This window comes from Halorhabdus utahensis DSM 12940 (assembly GCF_000023945.1).
GTDB classification, from domain to species: Archaea; Halobacteriota; Halobacteria; order Halobacteriales; family Haloarculaceae; genus Halorhabdus; species Halorhabdus utahensis.
On the sequence record NC_013158.1, the window covers coordinates 703,643 to 726,222 of the forward strand.

Sequence of the window (22,580 nt, forward strand, 5' to 3'; positions counted from 1 at the left end):
GAGTCGCGACTGTGCTGGGGAGCGCGTTCGGGACGCCGGGGTACGTCCGGCTCTCGTATGCCGCGAGTCGAGAACGACTCCGGGAAGGCGTCGAGCGGCTGGCCGAGGCAGACTTGCTATAGCACGATCGTTCGCTCACCCGGACATGTTCAAGGCTCCGCCGACAGCGATCACGATGCCGGCGGCCAGCGTCGCGATGATCCCGATGCCGGGGTCCGAGACGGCATCGCGGAAGGCACCCTCTATCCCACCGCCGAAGACCGTCTCCGGCGAGACGACAAAGATCACGGCGACGAGGGCGATCACGACGCCGGCGGCGATCTCACCCATCCGGGCGAGGTCGTTGTCCGGTACACCGACGCTCAACACGACGGCGAGAACGGCGAGCCCGACGGTCAGGATCGGGCTGTAGATCGGCAGCGCCGCGTCCGAAATCATACCGAGACCACTGGCGATGCTCGCGTCGCCAAGCCAGCCACCGGCCGTGAGCCACGGGAGGAACGCGCCAACGATCGCCACCAGCGTGCCGACGCCGATCAGTCCCGTCCCGACGTCGAGTTGCCCGTTTTGGCGCTTCGTATCCACTGACATATTATTCCGTCTACAAGTGTGGACTACCTAAACGTTTCCCTCCGGACGGAGAGTGCCACGTCGACAGAGGGCCGGCCGGAGACGTCAGTCCCGGGTTTCGAGAATCCGCTCGACGATCCGGCCCGTCGAGAGGACGGCCCCCTCGTAGCCGGGTTCGTACTCGCTTGCTCGCCTGACGACGCAGTCGATCCCGCGCTCGGCGAGTGCGTCGGCGATGTCCCCCCGGTCGTGATGCTGGTCGTATCCGAGCACCAGGAGATCAGGATCGATCCGCTCGACAGGAATGAAGATGTCGTCATCGTGGCCGACGATCGCCTCGTCGACCGGGTCGAGGGCGGCGACCATCTCCCGGCGCTGTTCGTTCGGCAGGATCGGCGGGTCCTTGTGGGTAACGTTCTCCCGCCGGGCGAGGATGACGTGAAGCTGATCACCCATGCCCGCGGCCTCGCGGAGATAGTGGAGGTGGCCCGGATGGAGCAAGTCAAAGGTGCCCTGAGCGACGACGGTCGTCATTCAGCGGTGTCCCTCCCAATCGTCGCTCTCCTCACGGAGTTCCCGGTCGATATCTTCCTGTGTGAAATCGAAAAAGGACTCCTCGGGTGGTTCGACATCGAAGACCGGCAACTCGATCGGCTCCCCGTCGCTGTCGAAGGCCTGCCAGTCGCCGCGCTCGTAGGGTGCGCCGACGATGATGTGGACGTCCCCGCGCTGAAACGAGGCGAGATCGGCGTCGCTCGGTCTGAGGACGCCGTTGGGGTGAGAGTGAACCGAGCCGACGCTCTGGACGTCGTTGGGAATCATACTCGTCTTGACGGTCGCACTCACCGAATTCGATTCAGTCCCGGGAATCACGAGTACGTCCGTGATGACTGTTCCGTCCCGATCGATACCGAGTGAGTGGGCGTCCTCGCCCCGGAGCATCCCCATGTACTCGTGGGGATGACTGTCACGGCTGGCTGCAAGCGCGAACGACAGGGCGGCCTCGGCGATGCCGACGACACCCGCGGAGCGAAACAGCCGCATGGTTCCCGTTCCGGCCGGGTTCCTTCTAAGGGTTCCGATGCGATCAACCTCGAACGATCGGCACTGTCTCCCGCCGTTGCTGTGGGCGTGTCCCAACCCGGATGTGAGCGACCGACCTCCAGCATAGAAGCCCTGACGGTCGTTTCCAAAGCTTAAAACGGCGACGACGCCGAACGCACATACACAATGCCGATTTCGTCAGATTCCAACGCCGGAAGCGCCGATCCGGATTCTTCGGACGGCGATCGTCCGGTCGTTTACGATCTCGATCCTCGCTGTACGTTTGAGGACGTCGAAGCGGGCGAGCAGTACCACGCGACAGTCAACGGCGTCGTCGAGTACGGCGTCTTCGTCGACCTCTCGGAAGAAGTCTCGGGGCTGGTTCACGAGTCGAACCTCCGGGGCAGCTACAATCGAGGCGACAAGCTCATCGTCGCGCTCGAAGACGTCCGGGAGAACGGTGACCTCGCGTTCGCCGAACGCCGGCCAGACGACTACCGCACGGTCGCCGTCGAAGCCGACACCGACGTCGGCAGCCCGGCCCTCTCGGACAACATCGGCGAATCAGTCCGACTGGCGGGCGAAGTCGTCCAGATCAAACAGACCGGGGGTCCGACCGTCTTTCACGTTCGAGACGGCGAGTCGGTCGTCCCGTGTGCCGCCTTCGAGGACGCAGGCGTCAGGGCCTATCCCGATGTCGATATCGAGGATCTGGTCCAGATCCGCGGGCGCGTCGAGGAGCGCAACGGCGGCATCCAGATCGAAGTCGAATCGCTGGAATCGGTCACGGACGACGCCGGGGCTGACCTCGCGGAGCGCCTCGAAACCAGGACCCAGGAGGCCGCACAACCCCACGACGTCGAGCCGTTCGTCGAGTGGGACGCGCTCGATCCGCTGCTCGATGACCTCGAAGGCGTCGCTCGCCGGCTCCGTCGTGCTGTGATCGAGGGACGGCCGATCCGGATGCGCCACCACGCAGACGGCGACGGGATCGCAGCGAGCGTCCCGCTTGCAGTCGCCCTGGAGAACTTCATCGAGGAGGTTCACGCGGACGGCGACGCCGCCCGGCACTTGCTCAAGCGCCTCCCGAGTCGCGCGCCGTACTACGAGATGGAGGACGTCACCCGCGACCTCAATCACGCCCTGGAGAGTCGCGAGCGCCACGGCCAGAAGCTCCCGCTGCTGATGATGCTGGACAACGGCTCGACCGAGGAGGACGTCCCGGCCTACCAGAATCTGGCCCACTACGACGTCCCGATCGTCGTGATCGACCACCACCACCCCGACCCCGAGGCGGTCGAGGGGCTCGTCGACGACCACGTCAATCCCTACCTCCACGACGAGGACTACCGGATCACGACGGGCATGCTGTGTGTCGAACTCGCCCGCATGATCGACCCCGACCTGACCGACGACCTCACGCACGTCCCGGCGGTCGCCGGCCTGGCCGACCGCTCGGAAGCCGAGGCGATGACCGACTACCTCGCTCTGGCCGAGCAAGCGGGATACAAACAGGAGGATCTCCGGGACATCGGCGAGGCGCTGGATTACGCCACCCACTGGCTGCGCTACGACGACGGCGACCCGCTGATCACCGACGTCCTCAACGTCGCGTGTGACGATCGCGATCGCCACGAGGAGATCGTCGACTTCCTCGCGACGCGGGCCGAACGTGACGTGGAGGAGCAACTCGACGCGGCGATGGATCACGTCGAACACGAGGAACTCGACAACGGCGCACACCTCTACCGCCTCGACGTCGAGAACGCCGCCCGGCGGTTCACCTACCCCGCGCCGGGCAAGACGACGGGGACCATCCACGATCGAAAAGTCGAGGAGACCGGCGACCCCGTCATCACGATCGGGTACGGCCCGGACTTCGCCGTGCTCCGGAGTGACGGCGTCCGGCTGGACATCCCGACGATGGTCACCGAACTCCGCGAGGAGATCCCGAGTGGCGGCGTCAGCGGCGGCGGCCACCTCGTCGTCGGCTCGATCAAGTTCGTCGAGGGACGACGCGAGGATGTCGTCGACGCCCTCGTCGAGAAGATGGCCGACGCCGAGATCGACGAGGAACTCCACAGTTCGGCCGCACTCCCCGAAGACGTCTGAAGCGCCAGAAAGTCGATTGCTGGCGGCTGGCTCTCGCAGTTTTCAGAACTCTCGATCAGGGATATCACCGAAATCCTCCGCCAGAAGCCTGTCCTCGCCGGGAGAGCCCGCGGTGTCGGCGAATTCGATGCGTCGGCCGACGAGGATCGCCACGAGGGTCGCCACGGCCACGACGACGGAGAGGCCGACGGACAGCCGCCAGACGGCCGCCTGCCAGTCGTCGGCGAAGACGCGTCCGAAGTATCCAGCCACTCCCTGCCCCGCCAGCGCGACGACGACCTCGCGGTTCTCCCGCGCCGAGTGGTCGTTCCAGTTGAGGCTGCCCACCAGCACCGTCTCGCCGTCGACGACAACGCCCTTGGCGTGGATCTTGCCAAACCGATCGCGGGGCCGGGCCAGCCGGACCGACAGTGACGCCTCCGCCTTTGTGGCCCACCGTTCGAGTCGGTCGGCGACTGCTTGATTCTCCTCGACGGCGTACCACGCCCGCGAGAGCAACAGTCGCACCTCGACACCCCGATCAGCGGCGCGTTTCAGCGCCCGGACGAACGACTGGTTGGCCCCGCCGACGCCGGCCTGGACGACGTCGATCGACGTCTCGGCGGCGTCGAGGCGCTCGATGACGGCCCCCTCGGCGTTGTCGGGAGCCACGAGCAGGGACGCACCCCTCGCGTCGTGTCGTTGTGGGCCGTACCGGCGGGCGAAACTACCGTCGGAGGGTTTCGGATCGCTGAACTCCCGGCCCTCGCGGAACTCCTGCCACGGAATCGCATCGCGCCACCCGGCGTCCGCCCGGAAGGTGTCGACGAGCGACTCGACGATCGCTGGGTCCGAAAGGACGACACCCCAGCCACGACTCGACCGACCACCAGTCCCTGCGGGTTTCCAGTTCTCGGTCAGCACCATCGCCCGGTCGTCGACGACGGCGTATTTCGCATGGTGGTGATCGACGCGGGCGGCGTCCCCGCCGACGGCGTTCACTTCGACGCCACCCTCGGCGAGTCGATCGAGGAGTCGCGCTTGCCGTCGACTCATGCCACCCACTGGCCCACCCTCGACGAGTACCTGAACGTCGACACCGCGCTCACTCGCGGCGATGAGGGTCTCAGAGGCGTCCCGCGACGTGAACGTATAGGCCGCCAGCAGGATCCGGTCGTCCGCGCTCGCGAGCACGTCACTCGGCAGACCGCCCGCGTCCGGAAGGACGAACGTCCGCACCTGTCCGCCGTCGCCCCGCCGGACGTTGAAGTCCGTTACCCCGATCGGTTCCCAGGCGATCGCCCCGTTCTCGACGCGACCGAGTTCTCCCTCGGGAGCGTCCTCGTAGCCGACAGTGTCGAGAACTCGGTCGCCGTCCCTGAGTGTCAGAGTCTCGCCGCTGTTGGCCAGTGGAACGTGGCCATCGAGCGTGTAGACGGGCACATCCGTGTGGTTGCGCGCCCGCGCCGGATCGGTCGAGAGCGCGAAGCGGCCGGAGACGGTCGCGTTCGGGAGCCGTGCCGTCGAGTGGTCATCGGCGAGCGTCCAGCCGGCCACGTTCGTCTCGCTGGACACTGAGAGGACGACGTACTCGCCAGCGTCGCCGTCGGCGACCGGATTCGGATAGATGGCGTCGATGGAGGCGTTGGCGGGCGTCTGCTCGGTCGCGTTCGGGCCGGGATCGGCGACCACGACACCGGCCCCGAGTACCACCACCATCCCGACCACCAGACAGGCGAACGCACGACGCACGGCGAGTGCTGGGTCGGTTCTGGTATATAAAATCGCGGGGCGCGGTGAACGTTGTCTCCGGCCGCGGCCGCTCAGACGCCGGCGGCCTTCTCGGCCTCAACCTGGACGACGTAGGCGCGGTCGTCGGCGTACTCGGCGGCGATCTCTTTGGCGCGTTCGGTCCCGATCTGGTTGAGCGCCCACGCCGCGCTGGCCCGGGCGTCGTCGGCGTCGTCCTCGGCGAGGACGTCCGCCAGGGGGTCGATCGCCCGCGTATCTCCGATGAGTCCGAGCGCGCGTGCGGCCGAACTCCGGACGCTGTCGGTGTCGTCGTCGAGGCAGTTCGCGACCGCCTGCGTTGCCTCGTGGCTGCCGATCTCGCCGAGGGCGCGCAACGTCACCCGCTGGAGCGCGGGGTCGCCGTCGAGGAAGTCCACAAGTGTCTCGACCGCTCGGTCATCGCCGATCTTCCCGAGGACGCGGATCGCCTGCTTGTCCCGGCGCTGGGCGAGTTGGTGAACCGGGTCGAACGCCTCGGGCGGGCCGACTCGCTCGAACGCGTCGAGGATGTTCTCCTCCATGAACTCCGAGTCCATGAGATCGAGTGCCAGGAGGATCTGTTCGACGTCGTCGGGATCGCGGCTCTGCTTGTAGCGGTGCTCCCAGGAAAGCACGGCGTTGAGCTCCGGCGGGAAGTCCTTGCGGTGCTCGCCCTCGATAACCTCGTAGAATCCCTCATAGCGGAGTTTTGCCCGGACGGAGAGGTCGTCGAAGGCTTCGGCGGCCTCGATGTCATCGGCGAGTGTCTCGGCCGCGTCGAGCAGCGACGCGATCACCTCGCTGTCGTCGTCGGGATCCAGATCGCGGTCGGCGAGGACATCGCTTGCTGCGGTGAGTGCCTCGCTCGCGGCCTGGATGTCGCCCGCGCCGTTCACGTCGACGTGCTCGGCGACGGCCTCGCCGAAGGCTTCGACAGCAGCGATCACTGCTTCCTCGCCGTCGTCAGTCCAACGCGTCTCGCTGACCGTCCCCGCGGCGGTCTCGACCTGCTCGGCGATGTCTTCGACGTATGGACCGCGCTGATCCGCAACGCCGTCCCGAAGGTCGCTCAGCCGATCTTCGAGCGCTTCCTGAGGATCGTCTTCGTCCTCGTCCGGTTCCGGGAGGTCGGCGTCCACCAGGTCCTCCTCGATGGCCGACAGCGTTCCCTCGACATCGTCGAGGTCAGCTTCCGTCTCGGCAGCATCGAGCGTGTCCTCGGCGTCATCGAGACGCCCCTCGAAGTCCTCGACTCCGAGTTCCGCGCCATCTCCGGACGCGCCGTCAGTTCCGTCCGGCTCGGCGTCGTCGTCACCGTTGGTCATGGAACGGATTGGGGCTGTGGCGGCCAAGAGCGTTTCCCTTCCCGCCATAGTTGGCCGGAATCACGGTATGAGAAGCAGCTGTGGAGAGCCGCTGGATGACGTGCTTCCGAATTGCCCGCTGGCCAGCCGCTCACGTCTCGACGCGCGGATAGAATCGCGGGGCGAGCAGCAGGTACGCCAGCGCGACCGTGAGGAGAAGGCGCGGAAACACCCGGGAGGCAATCCCGGGAACGAGTACCGCACCGGCCTGGACGACGCCCATGCTCAACGCATCCCGGGTCCGGAGGTCGGGATAGGGGATCCGGGTAATCATCAGGTACGCGAGGACGCCGACCGCGCCGACCAGCCACCACGCCGGAAGGTCGATGGCGAGCACTGCGGCCGCAAGCACCGTCGCAGCAAGCGTCGACTGGACCCCTTCGGTGACGCGCTCCTCGATATCGTAGGCGGTGTACATCGCCAGCCGGATCACCGCGGCAGTCACGAACAACGCGGGGACCCCGACGACCACTGCGGCCTCGACGGAACCCAGCAGGCTCGAAACGCTGTCGAGGTGGACAGTCTCATCCGCCAGGCTCACGACCACGGCGGCCGGGGCGACGCCGAAAGAGACAGCGTCAGCCAGTGAGTCGACGAACTCGCCGACCGGCGTCGAGCCGTACGAGCGGGCGATCAGTCCGTCGAGGCCGTCCGCGATCGCTGCCAACAGGATGAGCCGTGCGGCCAGGGCGGGATCCAGGGGGGCAACGATGATCGCGACGAACCCGACCACGACGTTGGCGACGGTGACGACGTCGGCGAGACCGAGTCGGCCCAGGAATCGCGGCCGCAATTGCATACCCTGGCGTTGGCGAGCGTCGCCTTAGTCGGTTCGATCTCTCCCGGCAGGACGCACTGCTCGACCCGTGCCTTCCGGCAGGGGCGACAGCAACCGGGAAGACTTTGTTCCGTTCGACCGAAGACGCGATATGATCGACCGGCGGACGTTCCTCGCCACGACGGGAGCCCTCGCGACCGGCCTCGCCGGCTGCCTCGGACGTGGCGCGGACAGCGGGAACCACGACATCGGGATGTCGAGCAGCGCCTTCCTCCCCGCCGAGTTGCGCGTCGAGCCCGGAACAACGGTCGTCTGGAAGAACACGAGCACCCACGCCCACACCGTCACGGCATACGAAAACACGCTCCCCGACGGAACCGAGTACTTCGCCTCCGGCGGTTACGAGACCGAACAGGGGGCCCGCGACGCGTGGTACGAGAGCGGCGGCGGCGCGATCTACGCCGGCAAAACGTTCTCACATACCTTCGAAGAACCTGGCCGCTACTCGTACGTCTGCATCCCGCACGAATCGAGCAATATGGCCGGCGTGATCCTCGTGGGCGACGTCGGAGAAGCGGACAGCTGATCGCCAGTCATTGCAACCGAAACCGAAGCAGAAACGGCGTTATTCCTCGACGTCGACGCTCGTCTCTTCCTCTTCGGCGACTTCTTCGGGATGGGCTTCGAGCGTCGTCTTCTGGATCTCGACGCGGCGAAGCGGGTAGATCGTCTTCGCCTCGTTGTAGATCGCACTCGAGAGCCGACCCTCGACGACGCTGTCGATCAGATCGTCGAAGGTCCGTTCCTCGGCCGCCTCCTCGATCATCTCGACCATCTGCTCGCGGATGGCCTGCTCCTGGCTCGCGTCGGCCTTCTTGGTCGTCAGCGCGACCGGCTGGATCTGGACGCGGTAGTCGTCCGTCGTCAGCACGGTGACGTAGGCCTCGACCTTCGAGGAGCCACGGCGCACGAGACTCCGCAGATAGTCCCGCGTGAGTTCGTGTCGGATGAACTCCGTATAGGCCGTGTCGCTGCCCATATCGCGGATGCGGAAGGTCAGCTTCGTGTTGTTCTCGCCAGCGTCGTTCCGGAGGTCACCGAGGGTCGTCTCGATGGTCCGGCCGAGCACCTGTTCCGGTTCGTCTGCAGGGGTGGTGCCGAGTTCCTCGCGGCCGAACTCCTCGGGCGCGAGCACGGTGTACCACCGCTTTTCCTGTGTCTGTCGTGATACTGATCGTTCACTCATGAGTAGGGTGTGTCTTCTCGTTCGATAGCTGTACGGCGACGGAGAGGTTCACGACGTAGTCATCGACCGTCGCGGCGAGGCCAGGAGTCGTCTCCCGGTCGATCGTCGTCTCGACGGTCCGTTCCTCGACTGTCGTCGTCATCTCCGTGGTGTTGTCCGGTGCCAGTGCCGCCGCGACTTGCGTCGCCGTCTCTTCGTCCTCGTGGGTCGTCCTGATCGTCGCCCGGCGCTCACTCATCGGCGATCACCTCGCGAACGGCCGCGACCAGCGTCTCGGTTGCGCCGGAGACAGTCAGGTGCGCCCGGTCGGCGTCACCGGCGACCGCTTCGGCGTGATCGATCGACGCCGTCGCCGAGTCGAGGATCGCGCGTGCGTCGTGGTCGGCGATCGCCGCCAGTGTGGCGCGGTCGCCGTCGGCGACGAGCGCGAGTGGTTCGGGCGAGCGGAAATCCCGTACGAGCCGAGCGACGGTGCCGGTCGGCCCCGCAGTCTCCGCGACGACGAGTCCCGCGTGTCGCCGAACGGTCGCGTCCCGGACGGCGTCGTGGGCTCGTTCAGCGTGGGTCCGCCAGGCCGACAGCGCGCCTTCAATTGCTGGCTCGTGACCGAGTGCAAGCGCGACCGCAACGCCGGGTTGCTCGCGAGCGGCGGCATCGAGGACGTCGGCGTACCCGCCGATGGTCGTCAGCGGACCACCTGCGTACGGTCGAAGGACATCCTCGACTGCCTCGCTTGCCCGGGAGTCGGCGTCCGCACCCTCGACAGCCGTCAGCGCGACGATCGACGCCGCGCGGAGACGCGCCTCGTCGTCTTTCGGGTCGAGAGCGTCACGCTCGGCGAGTGTCGCTCGGGCCGCTTCGGGATCGCCCGAAAACGGCGCGTGTACCAACGTCGAATAGGCGAGCCCATCGGCGAGGTCGGCCGTCGGGACGGCCACGCCCGGTCGACGCTCGATATCGGCCTCTTCGAGTGCGTCGGCGAGCGCGCCTGTCGGCTCGTCACCCGCAGCAACGACGCCCGCCGCGGCGAGTGCGACGACGTCGGTCGCGTCGGTTGTCGGCGCATCGAGCGAGCGGGCGACCCCGAAGGCCGCCACGCTCGCGGGTCGATCCGATCCGAGCGTCAGGTCTGCATCCTGGCTCGCCGGGCCGAGTGTGACCGTTCGATCCGCTTCGGTCGCTCGCGCGGCGTCCGCTGGCGTCTGGACGACGCTGATCTGGAATGGGACGCCGATCGCATCGAGCGCGCGGGCGAGAACGCCCGTCGCGGCGATGGCGTCACCGGTCGCTACGGGTGCGAGGTGGACGAGCCCAGCCTCGCGGAGGCGACTGGCGGCGTCGCGAGCGCCCTCACCCGACTGGCGACCGGTGGTGGACATCTATTCGAGGAGGGAAACGGCGACGTCGTAGCTGTAGGTGAAGTCCGCCTCGAGCTTGTCGCCGCGGTAGTAGTCGACGAGCCGGCGGATCTTCGACTCCGTGTTCTGGAGGGCGCGCTTGTTCTGGGCGTCGCCGGGATTGTCGTTCATGTGCTCCCGGAGACGGATGGCCCGCTCCATCAGATTCCGGAGATCTTCCGGAATCTCGGGGTCGGCGTCGTTCGCCTCGAGGATCTCGGTCACCTTCTTGCCGGTGGCAAGGGAGACATCCGGGATCGGTGTGCCCTGGACGCCCTCGTCGCGCAACTTGACGCCGATCTCGCTCGGGCTGTGGCCCTGTTCGGCGAGTTCGACGACGCGCTCCTCGATGTCGTCTTCGTCTACGTCGCTCCACTCCGGTGGGTCATCTGCCACTGGCTTGTCCGAGTCGGACGAGCCGCGGCGGCGTGTATGCATTCGTGCCATGGTCTGAATTGGAACACCTGAGACCGCCACGTGTGGCCGGATCGACCGACGCGACCGACTGGTCGGGTCGCCGATCCCGGCCGGACACGTCCGCAATCCCAAGTCGCGCACGGCGAAAGAGGCCTGAGGTGAGTGTCACCCGCGCGACGCGTCAGATTTGCGATCGTGTGTTCCCGTAGGATCACTCGGGAGTCGGCCACTAAACGGTTTCTACTTCAGTCCCAGGCGAAAGGTATGCAGCTACCGGGAGCACACTCGAACGGCCACTCGACTTATACGCCTGCACCTCGAATTCTCAGTGATGATATTCCCCGGATCCGACGAGCGATCCCAGTCGGAAGTACTTGGGACAGTGCTGTTGCTCGGGCTCGTGGTCGCCGGCGTCGGCATTCTCGGGGTGGTTGGGACAACCGCACTGACGGGGACTCAACAACAGGTTGGCGTCGAGCGCGCCATCAATTCGATGACGCTGTTCGACTCGCGCGCGGCGCTGGTGGGGCTCGGCGACGCCGACGCCCAGGCAGTCGACTTCGGGACTGGTCAAGGCAGTTACGAGGTGCAGCCGGATGCTGGACGGATCCAGATCACCCACTACAATTACAGCAACGAAGGGCGCACGGAGATGATATACAACGAGACGCTCGGAGCCTTGGTTTTCACATCGGGCGAGACGGAGATCGCCTACCAGGGTGGCGGCGTCTGGCGGCGCGGAGCGAACGGGGGCAGTCTGCTGCTGTCGCCGCCGGAGTTTCACTACCGTTCGGCGACGCTGACGCTGCCGATCATCCGGCTGGCAAACACTGCCGTCGACAGAGCGGGCGGCGGCCCCAGAGCGGTTGTCGAACCACGCGAACGTGCTCGGAAGATATTCCCGAACGAATCCGCGACAGCTGACGGGTCCAGCGAGGTTGGGGCACCCTATGACCCCAACAGTGCCGGCAACGAGTTAGCCTACGCGAACGCGATCCGCAACGGATCGGTCCAGATCACCGTCCAGAGCCGGTATTACCTGGGCTGGGCGCGGTATTTCAATCAGCGAACGGACGGCGATATCGAGATTTTCAAGTCCAACCAGTCGGTGCGCCTCGAACTCGAGACGATCGGCGGCAGCATCGGGGACTTCGACGTGCCACTGGACGGGAATGCCCTGCCTGTTCAAGGGATCGCCGCCGACCACCCGTTGACGGACTTCGAACTCACGCTCGCGCCGGACGGTCACTACGGCAACTTACACTGGTCGCTGTACGCTGACGAGGGCAACGAGGGCGTCGAAGTTCACTTTCACTCGTCAAATCCCGGGAAATGCAAGAGCGGATCCTTCGACGGTGAGCTCCGGCTCAGCGTCTATTACTTCAACGACACCGGAAGCGAGTACTATCACGAGGAGTGGCGAAACGAAACGATCGATCCGAACTCGAACTCGGACGTTTCGATCTCGTGTCCGAGCGGGGAATTGAAAGCCGATCTTCTCGGTGACATCACGATGACGTACGACGACATCGAGGACATGCCGGGCGTCAGTGGGAGTTCCAACAAGTGGTACTTCGGCTCGAAGATCACCGGCGAATCGATCACCGGCCCGACCGAGACGCTCGACATTCACAGCGTCGACCCAGGTCAAAAATCCGTCGGCGGGACGGCCGATCTCGGCCTGCTCGTCGACCACTACCTCGGACTGATGGGACCACAGTACGATCTCACCGTGACAGACGGGCCCGGCGGTTCGAGTCGGGTCGACGAGAGCGCCTCGACGGGCACGCTCTCGTTTGACTCCGCGACGTCGGCGGAGTATCTTACCTTCCTCCACATCACCGAAAACGAGATCGACATCGCCCTGGAGTGAGAGCCGTAATTGCGCCCGTGAACAGAGACGGGCCGGAGACCCAGTTCAGGTCGAAATAGAGACGTCGATCCTGACGACCGAAACGGCGACACGCGTGGGTACCCCCGAGGCAGTGAGATTGCAAGCCACGACATCACTCGGAGTGACACCGCCGGAATGACACGAAACGCCCGGCCGCTGCAAGGCCGTCTCCCACTGTTCCCAGCGCGGTGACGTGACGTTGAGCCAGAGGGGGTCCTCGGTCCCGTACTCGGCCAGAAATGCCGAAGCACGCTCACTTCTGAGGCGGACGGTTCCGCCGGTGACGGAATCTGCCTGCCGAGATCGCGTACCGACGACGGTCACGTGGACGCCATCGGGAGCGGTGATCACTGGCGGTTCACGGAGCACGACGCCACTATCGTCCTGCGTCCGAAAGACAGCGCCACCCTCGTAGACGATCCGGGATCGCGCCTCACCCTCGTAGACGATCGGCGTGATCTGCTGGCGGAGCAGCGTCGTCGATCCGTTCGTGACGTTCATCGTGATCGGCGTCCCGAGCGAGAGACTGGCCGAGGCAAGGTCGATCTCGGTCGCGCGACTCGGCGCGCCGCTCGCGTAGACGTCCCCCAGGTTCTCGGCGATCACGTCGAACGCCCGCTCGGCGTTGTCGATTTGCTCGTTCGTCCGGATATCCGCAAGCTCCGAAAGACCGGTCGTCGAGACGATGACGACTGCGCCCAGGATCAGCGCGAACACGAGCACGTACCCGATCACGTCACTGATCCCGCGATCGTCCAGTGGTGTCTCAGGCATTGTCCACCTCGATCTCGTCGTCGCCGTCGTCGTAGCGGATCACCACGCTACCGCCGACCGCCACGCTCGGCCCGATCGCCGTCGAACTGTGGATGGGGACGGTGATTGACATGTCCCGGTTTTTCGTTCGGAGTTCCAGAGCCGGGTCCGGGCCACTCGTGAGTTCAACGACGTACGGTTCGCCGGCGATGCTCTCAGGTAGATCCCGCCTGATCTGTCCTTCGTCTATCCGGGACGGGCTCGCGGCGACGACGCGGTCGAGGCGTTCGATATCACTGGCCAGCTGTTCGCCGACGATCTGTAGTTCCGTCTGGATGGCGCGCTCGCGCTGATCGGTGACGAACTCGCCACCGGCCAAAATGAGCCCAGTTGCCAACAGCGTCGTGATGCCCAGGGCGAGGACGTACGATAACGCGGTCGAAACAGCCCGCTCGTTCCCTGCGGTCGAGTCGGCATGCGTTTGGGTGGCGGAGAACCCAGCGCCCTCGCTCACGGCCACTCACCCGGGGCGACCCGGACCGTTCCGTTGTAGACGATGCGCTCACTGCGCTGAGTGATCCGAATCTCGGTCGCATACGCGGCGTGTGTTACGCGTGGCGATTCCGACGCAGTCGGTCCGAAATAGCGATCCGGATCGGGGCTGGTTGCGATCGTATCGTCGTCGACGATCACCTCGAAGGTGCCCGTAGCCAGGTCGCCATGGACCACTTCCAGATCGTATGGCGGGCCAGGCATGGACGTTCGGAGCGCCGGACACGCGGTGCCGTCGATCGTCCCCGCGGCGAGGTCGATACTCGCCCGCGTGGACCCGTCCGGGGATGGACTACAGGTGGCGACTGTGCCATCGACCCCCTCGACCTCGACGACCATGTCGGTCGAGTTCTCGTAGACGGCCATCCGCCAGACGTCCCCTCCGGACGTAGCATTCAGCTGAAAGCACTTGCCGCCGGGTGAACACGAGGTGCTCGACGTCCGGTTGTCCTCGATATCGAAGACGAGCGAACGCGCGTGCACGCCGCTTGCTAGCGTCCAGTTCGCCGTCCCGTCCCGGCGCGTCAGGTTTCGCGTCGCATTCGTCTGGCCGAGTCGACTCCCCATCGCGATGGACTCGATGGACACGTTCACCAGTCGCCCATCGACGGCGGCCCGTCTGCCGGCGATCTCACGGTAGTCCTCGACGGCCGCCGTCAGGTTGTCCGTGACGTGACTGGCGGCTGTGTTGTTGTACGTGTTGACGAAATCGAGTATCGATGCCGTCCCGCTTTGGACCTCGTTCCGTACTGAAATCGGGCCGTCGCCGGCCCCGGTCTCACTTCGCGTCGCCAGGTTCTCCGCGTAGATAGCCGAGTTGAGGATCAACGCCAGGGCGACGAACAGCACGGCCAGCGTGAACCCGACCAGGAGCACGATCTGTCCGCGGTCGTCCCGGGAGCGTGCCTCGCCGATCAGATCCGCCACACGACCACCTCCACGCTGAGGACGTTGTACAGCCCAGTCTGACTCACGTCCGGCGCGTAAAAGGAGTCGGTCTCCGAGACGTTCGTTGTCGTCGGCGTCCCGTCGGCAGCTCTGAGGGCGGCATCGTCCGTCAGCGTCACGGTGTGGCTCACCCGAACGGCGCTGTCACTGGGCGCTCCCTGATAGACCATCTGAATACGACGTTGGTCGTCTCCGGGGATCGCGAACGTCACGTAGACGTTGTACGCGATCCCCCGGCGGTCGAACGTCTCTTCGAGGAGTGTGCCGAACTCAGTGGGCGGTGCCGAGGCGTACCTGCCACGGGGCCCGGTATCGTGAAACGACGGGCCGCTCTCGTCCCAGTAGAGGGCAGTCCGTTCGAGCGCTCCACTCTCGGCGGCCGACGCGAGCACGCCAGCCGTCGCCGCACGCTGCTGGTTCTGGATGTGCTGGCTCGACGTGCTTGCCGACAGCGGTGTCACCGCCGTCACTTGCAGGGCAAAGACGATGCTGGAGAGGACGAGCAAGCCAGCGATGATCCCTTCCAACGTGTGGGCTTGCCCTCGTCGACCGTCGCAGGCGTCTCGCCGGGATCGCCGGTCGGCGCCAGTCGACATTACCAGATCACCACCCGAATGACGGCAGTCGTTCCATCGATAGCGACAACGCGTCTGGCGGTGATCGTCGGGATCGAAACGCTGGGAATCGGATCACCGGTCGCCAGTCGCTTGTCGCCAGTCCCACAGTTGGGTGAGTCGGCCTCCGTGAGGGCGGTACCGTTCCAGCAAAGCAGGCTGTAGTCAGTCCCGGACGTCGAGCCCCGAAGCGTGACGTTGACGTCCTGGAACGAACCGATCGACAGCCGCTCGGTGGCGGTCGAGCCGGTATACCGACAGCCGCTCGGAACGCCGGTGTCGAAGAATCCCACAGTACAGGTTGTATTGAGTACGTACGGGGTGGCTGGATCACCGAGCGTCCCCTCGGCGAGCGTATCCGCCGCCCGGTTGGCCCCGACCGTCTCGGCGGCCGTTCCCTCCGCGAACGGCTGGAGGATTCCCGGGATGAACGTGAATGCGAACGCCAACACGAGAAGGAAGATACTGACCCCGAACGCGAAATCCAGCGTCGTCTGCCCGCGATCGCGTGACGATGACCGTTCGGGGGATAGTTTCTGGGGAAACATTGTTCACTGCCGGTCGACCGGTGCCTGCGACAGCCGGTCGGTCGAGTCGACGGCTTCCCGATCATTTCGGGCGAGCAGTCAAAGCTATTATGGCCGTTCGACCGAACGGAGGGGGACTGGCGGAACCACTGTCGCTTCGATGGGTTTAAGAAAACACACCGGAAACGTACCGATGTCGACGCGGGCTCGTAGATCAGCGGTAGATCATCCCCCTGGCACGGGGAAGGCCGCGGGTTCAAATCCCGCCGAGTCCATCGGAGCGACCGAGTTTTCGAGGAAGCGAGAATGGTCGAGGCGGGATTTGAATCACGCGAGACGAGCGTAGCGAGTCTCGCCATCGGGTTCAAATCCCGCCGAGTCCACTTCTTTCGCTTCGTTGCACTCCGCTCAGCCAGTGGACTCGCCGAACATCGCAAACCCGTCGGGTTTGCTCAATCCCGCCGAGTCCACTCGACTCACTTCGTTCGTCTCGTTCCCTCGGCGACCTTCGCGAATCCACCGGATTCGCTCAATCCCGCCGTCCTCGCGAGTAGCGAGGGAGCTTGCTCCCTCGGACCATTCGCGCGGCTCGCCGCGCGAAGAAGGCGAGCGAGGGCTCGGAAGACGAACGAAGTAAGTCTTCCGGTGAGTCCATATGTTCTGTCGCTCGCAAACTCGCGAGCGACGCTGTTCTGATTGTTCGAGGCGGGATTTGAATGAGAACAGTCCCAGCGCCGAGAACAGTGGAGACGATCCGTTGGGGCCTCCGGAAGGGCGAAGTCACGATCGAAACGACCGGGAAACACTTCCCAGCGATTACCGGAGTGATCTCGTCGAGTAGTGGCCACCGAGACATACCGCCTCCAGTCATTGTGAGCTGGAAGAGCACGTTGGGCCGTTTGTCGCCCGCCCCAACATAGTGATACTCAGGGAACACTCCTCTCGACAAAATGTGGCGAACGGCGTCGTAGAAGATACATAACGGTTCGGTACTGACTCTATCACTCGAAATTCCTCGTTAGAGACACCGAAACCCAGTGATTGAATACTTATTCACATAATAGGATATATACCAAAGTTTTACAAGTAACCTCCTACATGAAGTAATTGGATCGGACGATTGCCCCCGGCGATACGCCGCGTCAATTGCCACGTGATGTGTCGAGCCTTCTCCCCCGATGGCTCGATACCCCCCGATTCGTCCGGTCCGCCGTTCTCTTATCCTTTCAGCGATTCCACGTACTGAGTGACGTGGTTGTCCATGCGGCGTTTGAACCCGGCCTGGCGGGCCAGGCGGTCGAGCTCGCGCGCGACGAGGCTGCCATACTGGAGTGCCTTCTTTTCGCGAAAGGCGATCCGATCGGGCAGCCACGCTCGAGTGGCAAGTCGAAACGCGTACTTCCGATCTCCCCGAGGAGAAACCAGCAAGCGGCCAGGGAGAGAAAGCGCGGCCTCGACGACGTGATCGTCGAGCAACGGCGCGACAGGTTCGACACCAGCCGCACGAATCGCCAGGATATCGCGTTCTAACTGGTCCGGGAGCGTTTCGAGTCCCTCGCGATGCGCACCCCGAACCGTGTCGGCCCCGACGCGAGAGTGCTCCGGCGCGTTGGCGACCTTGGCGTACCCGCCGAACAGTTCGTCGGCTCCCTGGCCAACGGCCAGACGGTCGAACCCGTCAGTCGCCGCCCGAGATGCGACGAGATACAGCGGTACGGCGATCTCGACGTCCATGGCGTTCGTCCGCCCCGTGGCCGCGACGACGTCCGGAACCGTCCGTTCCAGGAGTGCGTGATCGAGTTCCACGACGCGGAGGTCGGCGTCGAGCAGTGCGGCGGCTTCCCGAGCCGCCCGGACGTCGTGACTCTCGGGAAACCCAGCAACGTATAGCGGGACATCGAGTCTGGCCGCGAGGAGTGCCGAGTCGACGCCCCCCGAGAAGGCGACGGCGAGCCCGTCCGTCTCGACGGCATCAAGAGCGGTGTCCAGAGCCGAGCGGACGGCGTCGACCGCCCGTCGGCCACTCCGGGGCGATGGCTGTGGCAGCGACCACCATTGCGTGACGGTCTCGCCGTCCTGGACGGTGCCGGCAGGAACGGGAACCGGGTCGGCCAGTTTGCCGGGTTCGAACGACCAGCTGTCCGGATTATCGCGTTCGACGAACAGCGGGTAGCGCCCGAGGACGTCCCGGACGAGTCGCCCGTCGAGTCGGCCAGCAAACCCACGGGTGCCGGGCAAGGGATCGCCTGCCTCGATCGCCGCGCGGACAACGTCCGGATCGGCACCCTGGAGCCTCGATGGTGACGGATCGGAGGGGACGGAAACCATCGTCACTCAAGCAGCGAGGCGAGCCGCTCCCGAAACTTGCGCTTGGCTCCGCCGGCCGCCTGTCGGAAGCTGATGTGCCAGGGCGTTCGGCGACCCTCGATGTGGGTCCGTCCCTCACGGATCGCCTCGAGGATCGCCGGAACCGACCGCTCGTCAGTCTCGACGAGCGTGACGGCCCGGCCGACCATCTCGCTGATGTGAGCATCACTGCCGGCGGTCTGTGGAATCCCGTGTTCGCGGGCAAAGGTCCGGGCCTGTCGATTGGCACGACCGGTCAGTAACCGCGAGTTGTACACTTCGATGGCGTCGGCTCGCGCCAACTCCGCGCGCGAAATCTTCGCCATGACGCCACTACGCGATTCCTGGAACGGGTGCGGGACGACCACGACCCCGCCCTGGTCGTGAATCCGGTCGAGCGTCGTCCCGAACGGAAGCCCGTCCGTAATCTTCTCGTCGACACCCAGGGCAAGGACGTGCCCGGCGGCACTCGTCACTTCCATCCCCGGAATGCCGAGGAGGCCGTACTCGGGAGCCAGTTCGACGGCTCGGAGACTCGCTGCGATCTCGTCGTGGTCCGTGACCGCGAGCGCGTCGAGTCCTGCGTCTGCCGCCCTGGCGAGCAGTTTCTCGACACCATCCCGTCCATCGTACGACAGCGACGAATGGGCGTGCAACTCGACCGAAAGCACACTCCCGGGTACAGGGGGCAGTACAAAAAGCACCCCGATCCCGGGTGGAAATCACCGGAATGTCACGCGGAAAAGCGATAGGGCGTCAGTCGGCAGAAGAGGGGGAAGTATCGGCGTCGAGGCCGATCTCCTCGTCGGTGAGATAACACTGGGGATCGCGAGCCCAGACGTCGCCCTCGGCCGCGAGTGCCCGGTGACGGGAACCGCCACGACACATCGCGTAGTACTCACAGTTCGGACACCGGTCCGGGACGTGCTCCTTGCGGTCCCGAAGCTTCGCCAGCAGGGGGTTGGATTCGTCCTCCCAGATGGCGCTGAAGGGGCGATCACGGACGTTGCCAAGCGAGTACGACTGCCAGTACGGGGTGAGGTGGACGTTGCCCTGGTAGTCGATGTCGGCGAGACGGTCGCCCGCTGGATCGCCGCCGACAGATGCGAGTCGCTCGCGGATCGCCGCGGCACGATCCTCACTCAGTTCCTCACGTGCGTACTGATAGATGTAGCCGGTGTCAGCCCAATTGCCGTCGAGCAGCGTCTCGACGTCGTGGCCGCGGTCGTGGGCGTCCAGCGTGATATCACAGACCCGCCGGACGGCACGTCGCTGGGCATCGTGATCCACGTCGAGTTCCATGAGCTCGTCGTCCTGTGTGCTGTACTCCAAGTGATGAAAGCGGAAGCGCTCGACACCCTGGAGAGCGAGCATATCGACGAGTTCCTCCATATCCGTGGCGTTGGTCTCGGTCAGCGTAAACCGAACGCCCGGATCGAGCTCCGCGTCCTGGGCAGCCTGAATGCCGTCGAGCGCATCGTCGAAGGCCCCCTCACGACCGACTAATTCGTCGTGATGGTCCGGCAAACCGTCGATGGCGACATCAACGTCATCGAGTCCGGCGTCCCGGAGCGACTCGGCCCGTTCGTCAGTGAGTAGGGTACCGTTGGTCGACAGTTCCGTCCGAAGACCGGCCTCGCTGGCTCGTTCGATCAGCGTTTCGAGATCGTCGCGCAATAGCGGCTCGCCACCGGCAAACCGAATCGCAGCGACGCCGTAGCCGGCAAGATCGTCGATGACGGCCGTCGCCTCCCCAGTGGTCAACTCGCCGTCGCCGTGGCCCGGGCCGGCAGTATCGTACCCGTATTCGGGATCGAGATTGTTCGCGCCAGTCACATGCCAGACGACGACTGGCTGGGATCGATCGGGTGCCAAGGACTGTTCGCTGGCCGCCCCATCCGCTCCAGCACCACCGGATTCGTCGTCCCCGACGCCGACCAGTAGATCACTGACTGGAATCATACACGCTCACCCGGCAGGAGTTCCGGATCGGGATATCGGGCGACTGCACTCCCGGGACAGAGCCAGACGGTAACGACGTCACCGAAGAGTGATTCAGCCTGCTCGCGGGCAGTTGCTTTCTCATCGGCCGTGACGCTTCCGACGTGTCTGAGCGGGTCCTCAACCGTTTCGCGGACGAACACTTCCCACTCGCGGGAGTCTCGACCGCGCGGTTGGTCGATCGCCTCGGGTCGACCGTCCGCATTAGCTGTCATCGGTCGTTCTTCTCTACGAACCTACAAACCAATCCTGTGAATTCCCACGTACTGGGAACGCGAGAGATCGCTTTGATGGACGGGACAGAAACACTCTAACGGAGGAACGCCAGCAAACAATCAGCAATATTGTCCGCTTTCTGCCCCATTTAGCTCAGAAGTTCGATACTTTTTGGACGGGCGGTGACCGGGAAAGCGGTTCGGGCGAGGACGCGAAATCCGTGGAAGCGTATTCTGGGGTTCCAGGGGCTGAGGACGACACTGATTGGCGATCGCCGCAAGCGGTTGGAGCGGAAGCCGAACCGAAACACAAATTCCGGTGAAGCGCCGACTCGAAGACATGCACCGGTCTCGACGAACGCGCGCCGTCCCCATCCATTCCGGATCCGTTTTCCCGACAGGACGGGGAGGGTCGGAATGAAATGGTCCGGGATCCGTTCGCAGCCGACGAATCTCCTGATCTACAGGCCGTCCTGGACGCACTCGACGATCCGGAGTGTCGGCGGATCGTCGAAGAACTCGACGAACCCATGACCGCCTCGGAGATCTCCGACGCGAGCGACATTCCGCTGTCGACCACCTACCGGAAACTCGACCTGCTGACAGAAGCCTCGCTGTTGACCGAGGGCGTCGAGATCCGGCCCGACGGCCAGCACGCGAGCACCTACGAGGTCGCTTTTGAGGAGGTCATCGTCGGCCTGTCGGACGACCGCGAGTGCGAAGTCCAGATCGCCCGTCGGGCCCAGACGGCCGACGAGCGCCTCGAAACCCTGTGGTCGGAGGTACGCAAAGAAACATGAGTCCACACTCGATAACCGTCATCGCACTGAAAACGCTCACCCTGCTGTTGGGTGGACTGATAACGTTTCTCGCTTACCGGGCCTACCGGCGGACCCAAGCCCAGTCGCTGGGCGCACTGGCACTTGGGTTCGGGGTGATTACACTCGGTGCATTTCTCGCGGGTGCCGGGAATATCGTCTTCTCGCTTGGGCTGAAAGAGAGTCTCCTCCTGGAATCCGGGCTCACGGCCAGCGGGTTCATCGTCATCGTCTACTCGCTGTACGCCACCGACTGAGTGTCGTCAACCCCGACGTTCTGTGAGACGTTCCCAAGAGGTGGTAACTGACTGCGGTTTATATTTGGCCAGCGGGCGGAGTACACCGACAAGGGCCGATAATGGAAAGCAGCGTGGCTATCGTGACCGTGGCCGAGGTGATCGTCCTGGGATGTACCGGCATCCTCACGTATCTCGCCTATCAGGCCTATCGACGCACCGGCTCTCCCTCCCTGCGGACGCTCACGCTCGGCCTTGGACTCGTCGCGACGAGCACACTTGCCGGGGGACTCCTGTATCAACTCGGTTTTATCGAGTTCGACGTCTGTATCGGCGTCGAGAGTAGCCTCACCGCGGTCGGTTTTCTCGTCGTCCTCTACGCGCTGTACGTCGGGGACACAGGCGGCGGTGTCACTCCCTGAGCCGCGCCGCGACAGCGACCAGTGATCCCCTCGCGAGCGACGCGGTTTTCACCCCGGCACTCCGTAGGTGACCCACATGGTACAACGACGGGCAGTACTCGCTGCTATCGGTGGCATTGCTGGTGGATCACTGGCCGGTTGCTCGGGCGACGAACCGGCCGAATCAACCGAGAGTGACTATCCCGAGTACACTGACGTTCCGGACGACGTCAAAGAGTATCTCTCGAACACGAGCAACTTCGACGGGACCGGCGTGGATCGAACTGACGCGGAGGAAGTCTCCGTCACCGTCGGTGCCCGCGGGAACGGGAGCTACTGGGCGTTCGATCCCGCTGTCGTCGCGGTCAGCCCCGGCACGACGGTCGTCTGGGAGTGGACGGGACGCGGCAGTACGCACAACGTGGCCTCACCTGACGGCCGTGAACCGCTGTACAGCGGCCCGGCAGTGACCAGCAGTAGCGAGACCTACGCCTACACCTTCGAGGAGTCAGGGGCCTATCAGTACGTCTGTGAGCCCCACGAGATCCAGGGGATGAAAGGCGCGGTGATCGTCGTCTGAGGCTCCGGACGGGACGCG

Annotated in this window: 26 protein-coding genes, 1 tRNA gene and 1 pseudogene; 9 read left to right on the forward strand and 19 right to left on the reverse strand. The window is 64.8% G+C overall.

Annotated elements, in window-relative coordinates; translation table 11 throughout:
• Positions 1-2: 2 nt before the first annotated feature.
• A pseudogene (locus HUTA_RS15815) lies at positions 3-122 on the forward strand (pyridoxal phosphate-dependent aminotransferase); the annotation flags it as partial.
• A gap of 13 nt (positions 123-135) precedes the next feature.
• Here HUTA_RS15815 and HUTA_RS03490 read toward each other — a convergent pair.
• The 3 genes from HUTA_RS03490 to HUTA_RS03500 form a co-directional block, all read right to left on the reverse strand.
• The gene (locus HUTA_RS03490; RefSeq protein ID WP_015788479.1) at positions 136-591 is read right to left on the reverse strand and encodes a hypothetical protein; all 456 of its coding nucleotides are present in this window, start codon (positions 589-591) and stop codon (positions 136-138) included.
• Positions 592-675: 84 nt separating this feature from the next.
• Positions 676-1,104 (reverse strand): adenylyltransferase/cytidyltransferase family protein, encoded by a 429-nt coding sequence (locus HUTA_RS03495; RefSeq protein ID WP_015788480.1) that lies wholly within the window; start codon positions 1,102-1,104, stop codon positions 676-678.
• A complete protein-coding gene (locus HUTA_RS03500; protein ID WP_015788481.1) occupies positions 1,105-1,614 on the reverse strand; it encodes a Mov34/MPN/PAD-1 family protein in 510 nt (169 codons plus the stop codon).
• A 186-nt stretch (positions 1,615-1,800) separates the two neighbouring features.
• On the opposite strand from HUTA_RS03500, the gene HUTA_RS03505 reads away from it, so the two are divergent.
• The gene (locus HUTA_RS03505) at positions 1,801-3,726 is read left to right on the forward strand and encodes a DHH family phosphoesterase (RefSeq protein WP_015788482.1); all 1,926 of its coding nucleotides are present in this window, start codon (positions 1,801-1,803) and stop codon (positions 3,724-3,726) included.
• A gap of 42 nt (positions 3,727-3,768) precedes the next feature.
• Here HUTA_RS03505 and HUTA_RS03510 read toward each other — a convergent pair whose 3' ends face one another.
• From HUTA_RS03510 to HUTA_RS03520, 3 genes are all read right to left on the reverse strand, one after another.
• The gene (locus HUTA_RS03510; protein ID WP_143920320.1) at positions 3,769-5,457 is read right to left on the reverse strand and encodes a phospholipase D-like domain-containing protein; all 1,689 of its coding nucleotides are present in this window, start codon (positions 5,455-5,457) and stop codon (positions 3,769-3,771) included.
• Positions 5,458-5,528: 71 nt separating this feature from the next.
• Positions 5,529-6,800 carry a HEAT repeat domain-containing protein gene (locus HUTA_RS03515; RefSeq protein WP_015788484.1) on the reverse strand — a complete coding sequence of 424 codons (1,272 nt, stop codon included), beginning with the start codon at positions 6,798-6,800 and terminating at the stop codon, positions 5,529-5,531.
• A 130-nt stretch (positions 6,801-6,930) separates the two neighbouring features.
• Positions 6,931-7,638, reverse strand: a complete 708-nt coding sequence (locus HUTA_RS03520) for a protein sorting system archaetidylserine synthase (RefSeq protein ID WP_015788485.1) — start codon at positions 7,636-7,638, stop codon at positions 6,931-6,933.
• 130 nt (positions 7,639-7,768) lie between these two features.
• On the opposite strand from HUTA_RS03520, the gene HUTA_RS03525 reads away from it, so the two are divergent.
• Positions 7,769-8,203: a plastocyanin/azurin family copper-binding protein gene (locus tag HUTA_RS03525; protein WP_015788486.1), complete on the forward strand. Its 435-nt coding sequence runs from the start codon at positions 7,769-7,771 to the stop codon at positions 8,201-8,203.
• A 39-nt stretch (positions 8,204-8,242) separates the two neighbouring features.
• On the opposite strand, the gene HUTA_RS03530 is transcribed toward HUTA_RS03525, so the two are convergent.
• From HUTA_RS03530 to HUTA_RS03545, 4 genes are read right to left on the reverse strand one after another with little or no spacing between them, the layout of a single operon-like run.
• Entirely contained in the window at positions 8,243-8,863 is a 621-nt protein-coding gene (locus HUTA_RS03530) for a 30S ribosomal protein S3ae (RefSeq protein WP_015788487.1), read from the reverse strand.
• Positions 8,856-9,101: a KEOPS complex subunit Pcc1 gene (locus tag HUTA_RS03535; RefSeq protein ID WP_015788488.1), complete on the reverse strand. Its 246-nt coding sequence runs from the start codon at positions 9,099-9,101 to the stop codon at positions 8,856-8,858. Before HUTA_RS03535 ends, HUTA_RS03530 begins: the two co-directional genes overlap by 8 nt.
• The gene (locus tag HUTA_RS03540; RefSeq protein WP_015788489.1) at positions 9,094-10,242 is read right to left on the reverse strand and encodes a hypothetical protein; all 1,149 of its coding nucleotides are present in this window, start codon (positions 10,240-10,242) and stop codon (positions 9,094-9,096) included. Before HUTA_RS03540 ends, HUTA_RS03535 begins: the two co-directional genes overlap by 8 nt.
• Positions 10,243-10,707, reverse strand: a complete 465-nt coding sequence (locus tag HUTA_RS03545) for a 30S ribosomal protein S15 (RefSeq protein ID WP_049941168.1) — start codon at positions 10,705-10,707, stop codon at positions 10,243-10,245.
• Positions 10,708-11,008: 301 nt separating this feature from the next.
• On the opposite strand from HUTA_RS03545, the gene HUTA_RS03550 reads away from it, so the two are divergent.
• On the forward strand, positions 11,009-12,550 hold the full coding sequence (locus tag HUTA_RS03550; RefSeq protein WP_015788491.1) for a DUF7289 family protein: 1,542 nt from the start codon (positions 11,009-11,011) through the stop codon (positions 12,548-12,550).
• Between the two features lie 45 nt (positions 12,551-12,595).
• Here the strand turns inward: HUTA_RS03550 and HUTA_RS03555 are convergent, their stop codons facing one another.
• From HUTA_RS03555 to HUTA_RS03575, 5 genes are read right to left on the reverse strand one after another with little or no spacing between them, the layout of a single operon-like run.
• Positions 12,596-13,345, reverse strand: coding sequence for a DUF7289 family protein (locus HUTA_RS03555; protein ID WP_015788492.1), 750 nt, complete (start codon positions 13,343-13,345; stop codon positions 12,596-12,598).
• A complete protein-coding gene (locus HUTA_RS03560) occupies positions 13,338-13,838 on the reverse strand; it encodes a DUF7266 family protein (RefSeq protein ID WP_015788493.1) in 501 nt (166 codons plus the stop codon). Before HUTA_RS03560 ends, HUTA_RS03555 begins: the two co-directional genes overlap by 8 nt.
• A complete protein-coding gene (locus HUTA_RS03565; RefSeq protein ID WP_015788494.1) occupies positions 13,835-14,803 on the reverse strand; it encodes a DUF7261 family protein in 969 nt (322 codons plus the stop codon). Before HUTA_RS03565 ends, HUTA_RS03560 begins: the two co-directional genes overlap by 4 nt.
• A complete protein-coding gene (locus tag HUTA_RS03570; RefSeq protein WP_015788495.1) occupies positions 14,791-15,420 on the reverse strand; it encodes a DUF7288 family protein in 630 nt (209 codons plus the stop codon). The genes HUTA_RS03565 and HUTA_RS03570 overlap by 13 nt, the downstream gene beginning before the upstream one ends.
• Positions 15,420-15,986: a DUF7287 family protein gene (locus tag HUTA_RS03575; RefSeq protein ID WP_015788496.1), complete on the reverse strand. Its 567-nt coding sequence runs from the start codon at positions 15,984-15,986 to the stop codon at positions 15,420-15,422. Before HUTA_RS03575 ends, HUTA_RS03570 begins: the two co-directional genes overlap by 1 nt.
• Before the next feature lie 182 nt (positions 15,987-16,168).
• Between HUTA_RS03575 and HUTA_RS03580 the strand changes: the two genes are divergently transcribed.
• Positions 16,169-16,240, forward strand: a tRNA-Ala gene (locus tag HUTA_RS03580).
• A 943-nt stretch (positions 16,241-17,183) separates the two neighbouring features.
• Here HUTA_RS03580 and HUTA_RS03585 read toward each other — a convergent pair.
• The 4 genes from HUTA_RS03585 to HUTA_RS03600 all read right to left on the reverse strand — a co-directional run bounded on the left by HUTA_RS03585 (position 17,184) and on the right by HUTA_RS03600 (position 20,527).
• Complete coding sequence (locus HUTA_RS03585; protein WP_015788497.1) at positions 17,184-18,293, reverse strand: asparagine synthase C-terminal domain-containing protein; 1,110 nt, start codon at positions 18,291-18,293, stop codon at positions 17,184-17,186.
• Between the two features lie 2 nt (positions 18,294-18,295).
• Positions 18,296-18,982, reverse strand: a complete 687-nt coding sequence (locus HUTA_RS03590; protein WP_015788498.1) for a PHP domain-containing protein — start codon at positions 18,980-18,982, stop codon at positions 18,296-18,298.
• Positions 18,983-19,067: 85 nt separating this feature from the next.
• The gene (locus tag HUTA_RS03595; protein ID WP_015788499.1) at positions 19,068-20,273 is read right to left on the reverse strand and encodes a TIGR04347 family pseudo-SAM/SPASM protein; all 1,206 of its coding nucleotides are present in this window, start codon (positions 20,271-20,273) and stop codon (positions 19,068-19,070) included.
• Positions 20,270-20,527: an Htur_1727 family rSAM-partnered candidate RiPP gene (locus HUTA_RS03600; protein ID WP_015788500.1), complete on the reverse strand. Its 258-nt coding sequence runs from the start codon at positions 20,525-20,527 to the stop codon at positions 20,270-20,272. Before HUTA_RS03600 ends, HUTA_RS03595 begins: the two co-directional genes overlap by 4 nt.
• A 422-nt stretch (positions 20,528-20,949) precedes the next feature.
• Here HUTA_RS03600 and HUTA_RS03605 point away from each other — a divergent pair, with 422 nt between their 5' ends.
• The 4 genes from HUTA_RS03605 to HUTA_RS03620 all read left to right on the forward strand — a co-directional run bounded on the left by HUTA_RS03605 (position 20,950) and on the right by HUTA_RS03620 (position 22,562).
• Complete coding sequence (locus HUTA_RS03605; RefSeq protein WP_015788501.1) at positions 20,950-21,327, forward strand: winged helix-turn-helix domain-containing protein; 378 nt, start codon at positions 20,950-20,952, stop codon at positions 21,325-21,327.
• The gene (locus tag HUTA_RS03610) at positions 21,324-21,602 is read left to right on the forward strand and encodes a DUF7521 family protein (RefSeq protein WP_015788502.1); all 279 of its coding nucleotides are present in this window, start codon (positions 21,324-21,326) and stop codon (positions 21,600-21,602) included. Before HUTA_RS03605 ends, HUTA_RS03610 begins: the two co-directional genes overlap by 4 nt.
• A 101-nt stretch (positions 21,603-21,703) precedes the next feature.
• On the forward strand, positions 21,704-22,003 hold the full coding sequence (locus tag HUTA_RS03615) for a DUF7521 family protein (RefSeq protein ID WP_015788503.1): 300 nt from the start codon (positions 21,704-21,706) through the stop codon (positions 22,001-22,003).
• A gap of 76 nt (positions 22,004-22,079) precedes the next feature.
• Positions 22,080-22,562 carry a halocyanin domain-containing protein gene (locus tag HUTA_RS03620; protein ID WP_015788504.1) on the forward strand — a complete coding sequence of 161 codons (483 nt, stop codon included), beginning with the start codon at positions 22,080-22,082 and terminating at the stop codon, positions 22,560-22,562.
• Positions 22,563-22,580: the final 18 nt, after the last annotated feature.

What these genes read in the sequence shown, in the direction of transcription:
- HUTA_RS03495 (WP_015788480.1), bottom strand. Translation starts at nt 1,104, where the DNA reads ATGACGACCGTCGTCGCTCAGGGCACCTTTGACTTGCTCCATCCGGGC.
- HUTA_RS03615 (WP_015788503.1), top strand. Translation starts at nt 21,704, where the DNA reads ATGGAAAGCAGCGTGGCTATCGTGACCGTGGCCGAGGTGATCGTCCTG.
- HUTA_RS03515 (WP_015788484.1), bottom strand. Translation starts at nt 6,800, where the DNA reads ATGACCAACGGTGACGACGACGCCGAGCCGGACGGAACTGACGGCGCG.
- HUTA_RS03575 (WP_015788496.1), bottom strand. Translation starts at nt 15,986, where the DNA reads ATGTTTCCCCAGAAACTATCCCCCGAACGGTCATCGTCACGCGATCGC.
- HUTA_RS03540 (WP_015788489.1), bottom strand. Translation starts at nt 10,242, where the DNA reads ATGTCCACCACCGGTCGCCAGTCGGGTGAGGGCGCTCGCGACGCCGCC.
- HUTA_RS03505 (WP_015788482.1), top strand. Translation starts at nt 1,801, where the DNA reads ATGCCGATTTCGTCAGATTCCAACGCCGGAAGCGCCGATCCGGATTCT.
- HUTA_RS03530 (WP_015788487.1), bottom strand. Translation starts at nt 8,863, where the DNA reads ATGAGTGAACGATCAGTATCACGACAGACACAGGAAAAGCGGTGGTAC.
- HUTA_RS03555 (WP_015788492.1), bottom strand. Translation starts at nt 13,345, where the DNA reads ATGCCTGAGACACCACTGGACGATCGCGGGATCAGTGACGTGATCGGG.
- HUTA_RS03525 (WP_015788486.1), top strand. Translation starts at nt 7,769, where the DNA reads ATGATCGACCGGCGGACGTTCCTCGCCACGACGGGAGCCCTCGCGACC.
- HUTA_RS03490 (WP_015788479.1), bottom strand. Translation starts at nt 591, where the DNA reads ATGTCAGTGGATACGAAGCGCCAAAACGGGCAACTCGACGTCGGGACG.
- HUTA_RS03610 (WP_015788502.1), top strand. Translation starts at nt 21,324, where the DNA reads ATGAGTCCACACTCGATAACCGTCATCGCACTGAAAACGCTCACCCTG.
- HUTA_RS03550 (WP_015788491.1), top strand. Translation starts at nt 11,009, where the DNA reads ATGATATTCCCCGGATCCGACGAGCGATCCCAGTCGGAAGTACTTGGG.
- HUTA_RS03595 (WP_015788499.1), bottom strand. Translation starts at nt 20,273, where the DNA reads ATGATTCCAGTCAGTGATCTACTGGTCGGCGTCGGGGACGACGAATCC.
- HUTA_RS03585 (WP_015788497.1), bottom strand. Translation starts at nt 18,293, where the DNA reads ATGGTTTCCGTCCCCTCCGATCCGTCACCATCGAGGCTCCAGGGTGCC.
- HUTA_RS03545 (WP_049941168.1), bottom strand. Translation starts at nt 10,707, where the DNA reads ATGGCACGAATGCATACACGCCGCCGCGGCTCGTCCGACTCGGACAAG.
- HUTA_RS03600 (WP_015788500.1), bottom strand. Translation starts at nt 20,527, where the DNA reads ATGACAGCTAATGCGGACGGTCGACCCGAGGCGATCGACCAACCGCGC.
- HUTA_RS03500 (WP_015788481.1), bottom strand. Translation starts at nt 1,614, where the DNA reads ATGCGGCTGTTTCGCTCCGCGGGTGTCGTCGGCATCGCCGAGGCCGCC.
- HUTA_RS03535 (WP_015788488.1), bottom strand. Translation starts at nt 9,101, where the DNA reads ATGAGTGAGCGCCGGGCGACGATCAGGACGACCCACGAGGACGAAGAG.
- HUTA_RS03570 (WP_015788495.1), bottom strand. Translation starts at nt 15,420, where the DNA reads ATGTCGACTGGCGCCGACCGGCGATCCCGGCGAGACGCCTGCGACGGT.
- HUTA_RS03520 (WP_015788485.1), bottom strand. Translation starts at nt 7,638, where the DNA reads ATGCAATTGCGGCCGCGATTCCTGGGCCGACTCGGTCTCGCCGACGTC.
- HUTA_RS03605 (WP_015788501.1), top strand. Translation starts at nt 20,950, where the DNA reads ATGGTCCGGGATCCGTTCGCAGCCGACGAATCTCCTGATCTACAGGCC.
- HUTA_RS03620 (WP_015788504.1), top strand. Translation starts at nt 22,080, where the DNA reads ATGGTACAACGACGGGCAGTACTCGCTGCTATCGGTGGCATTGCTGGT.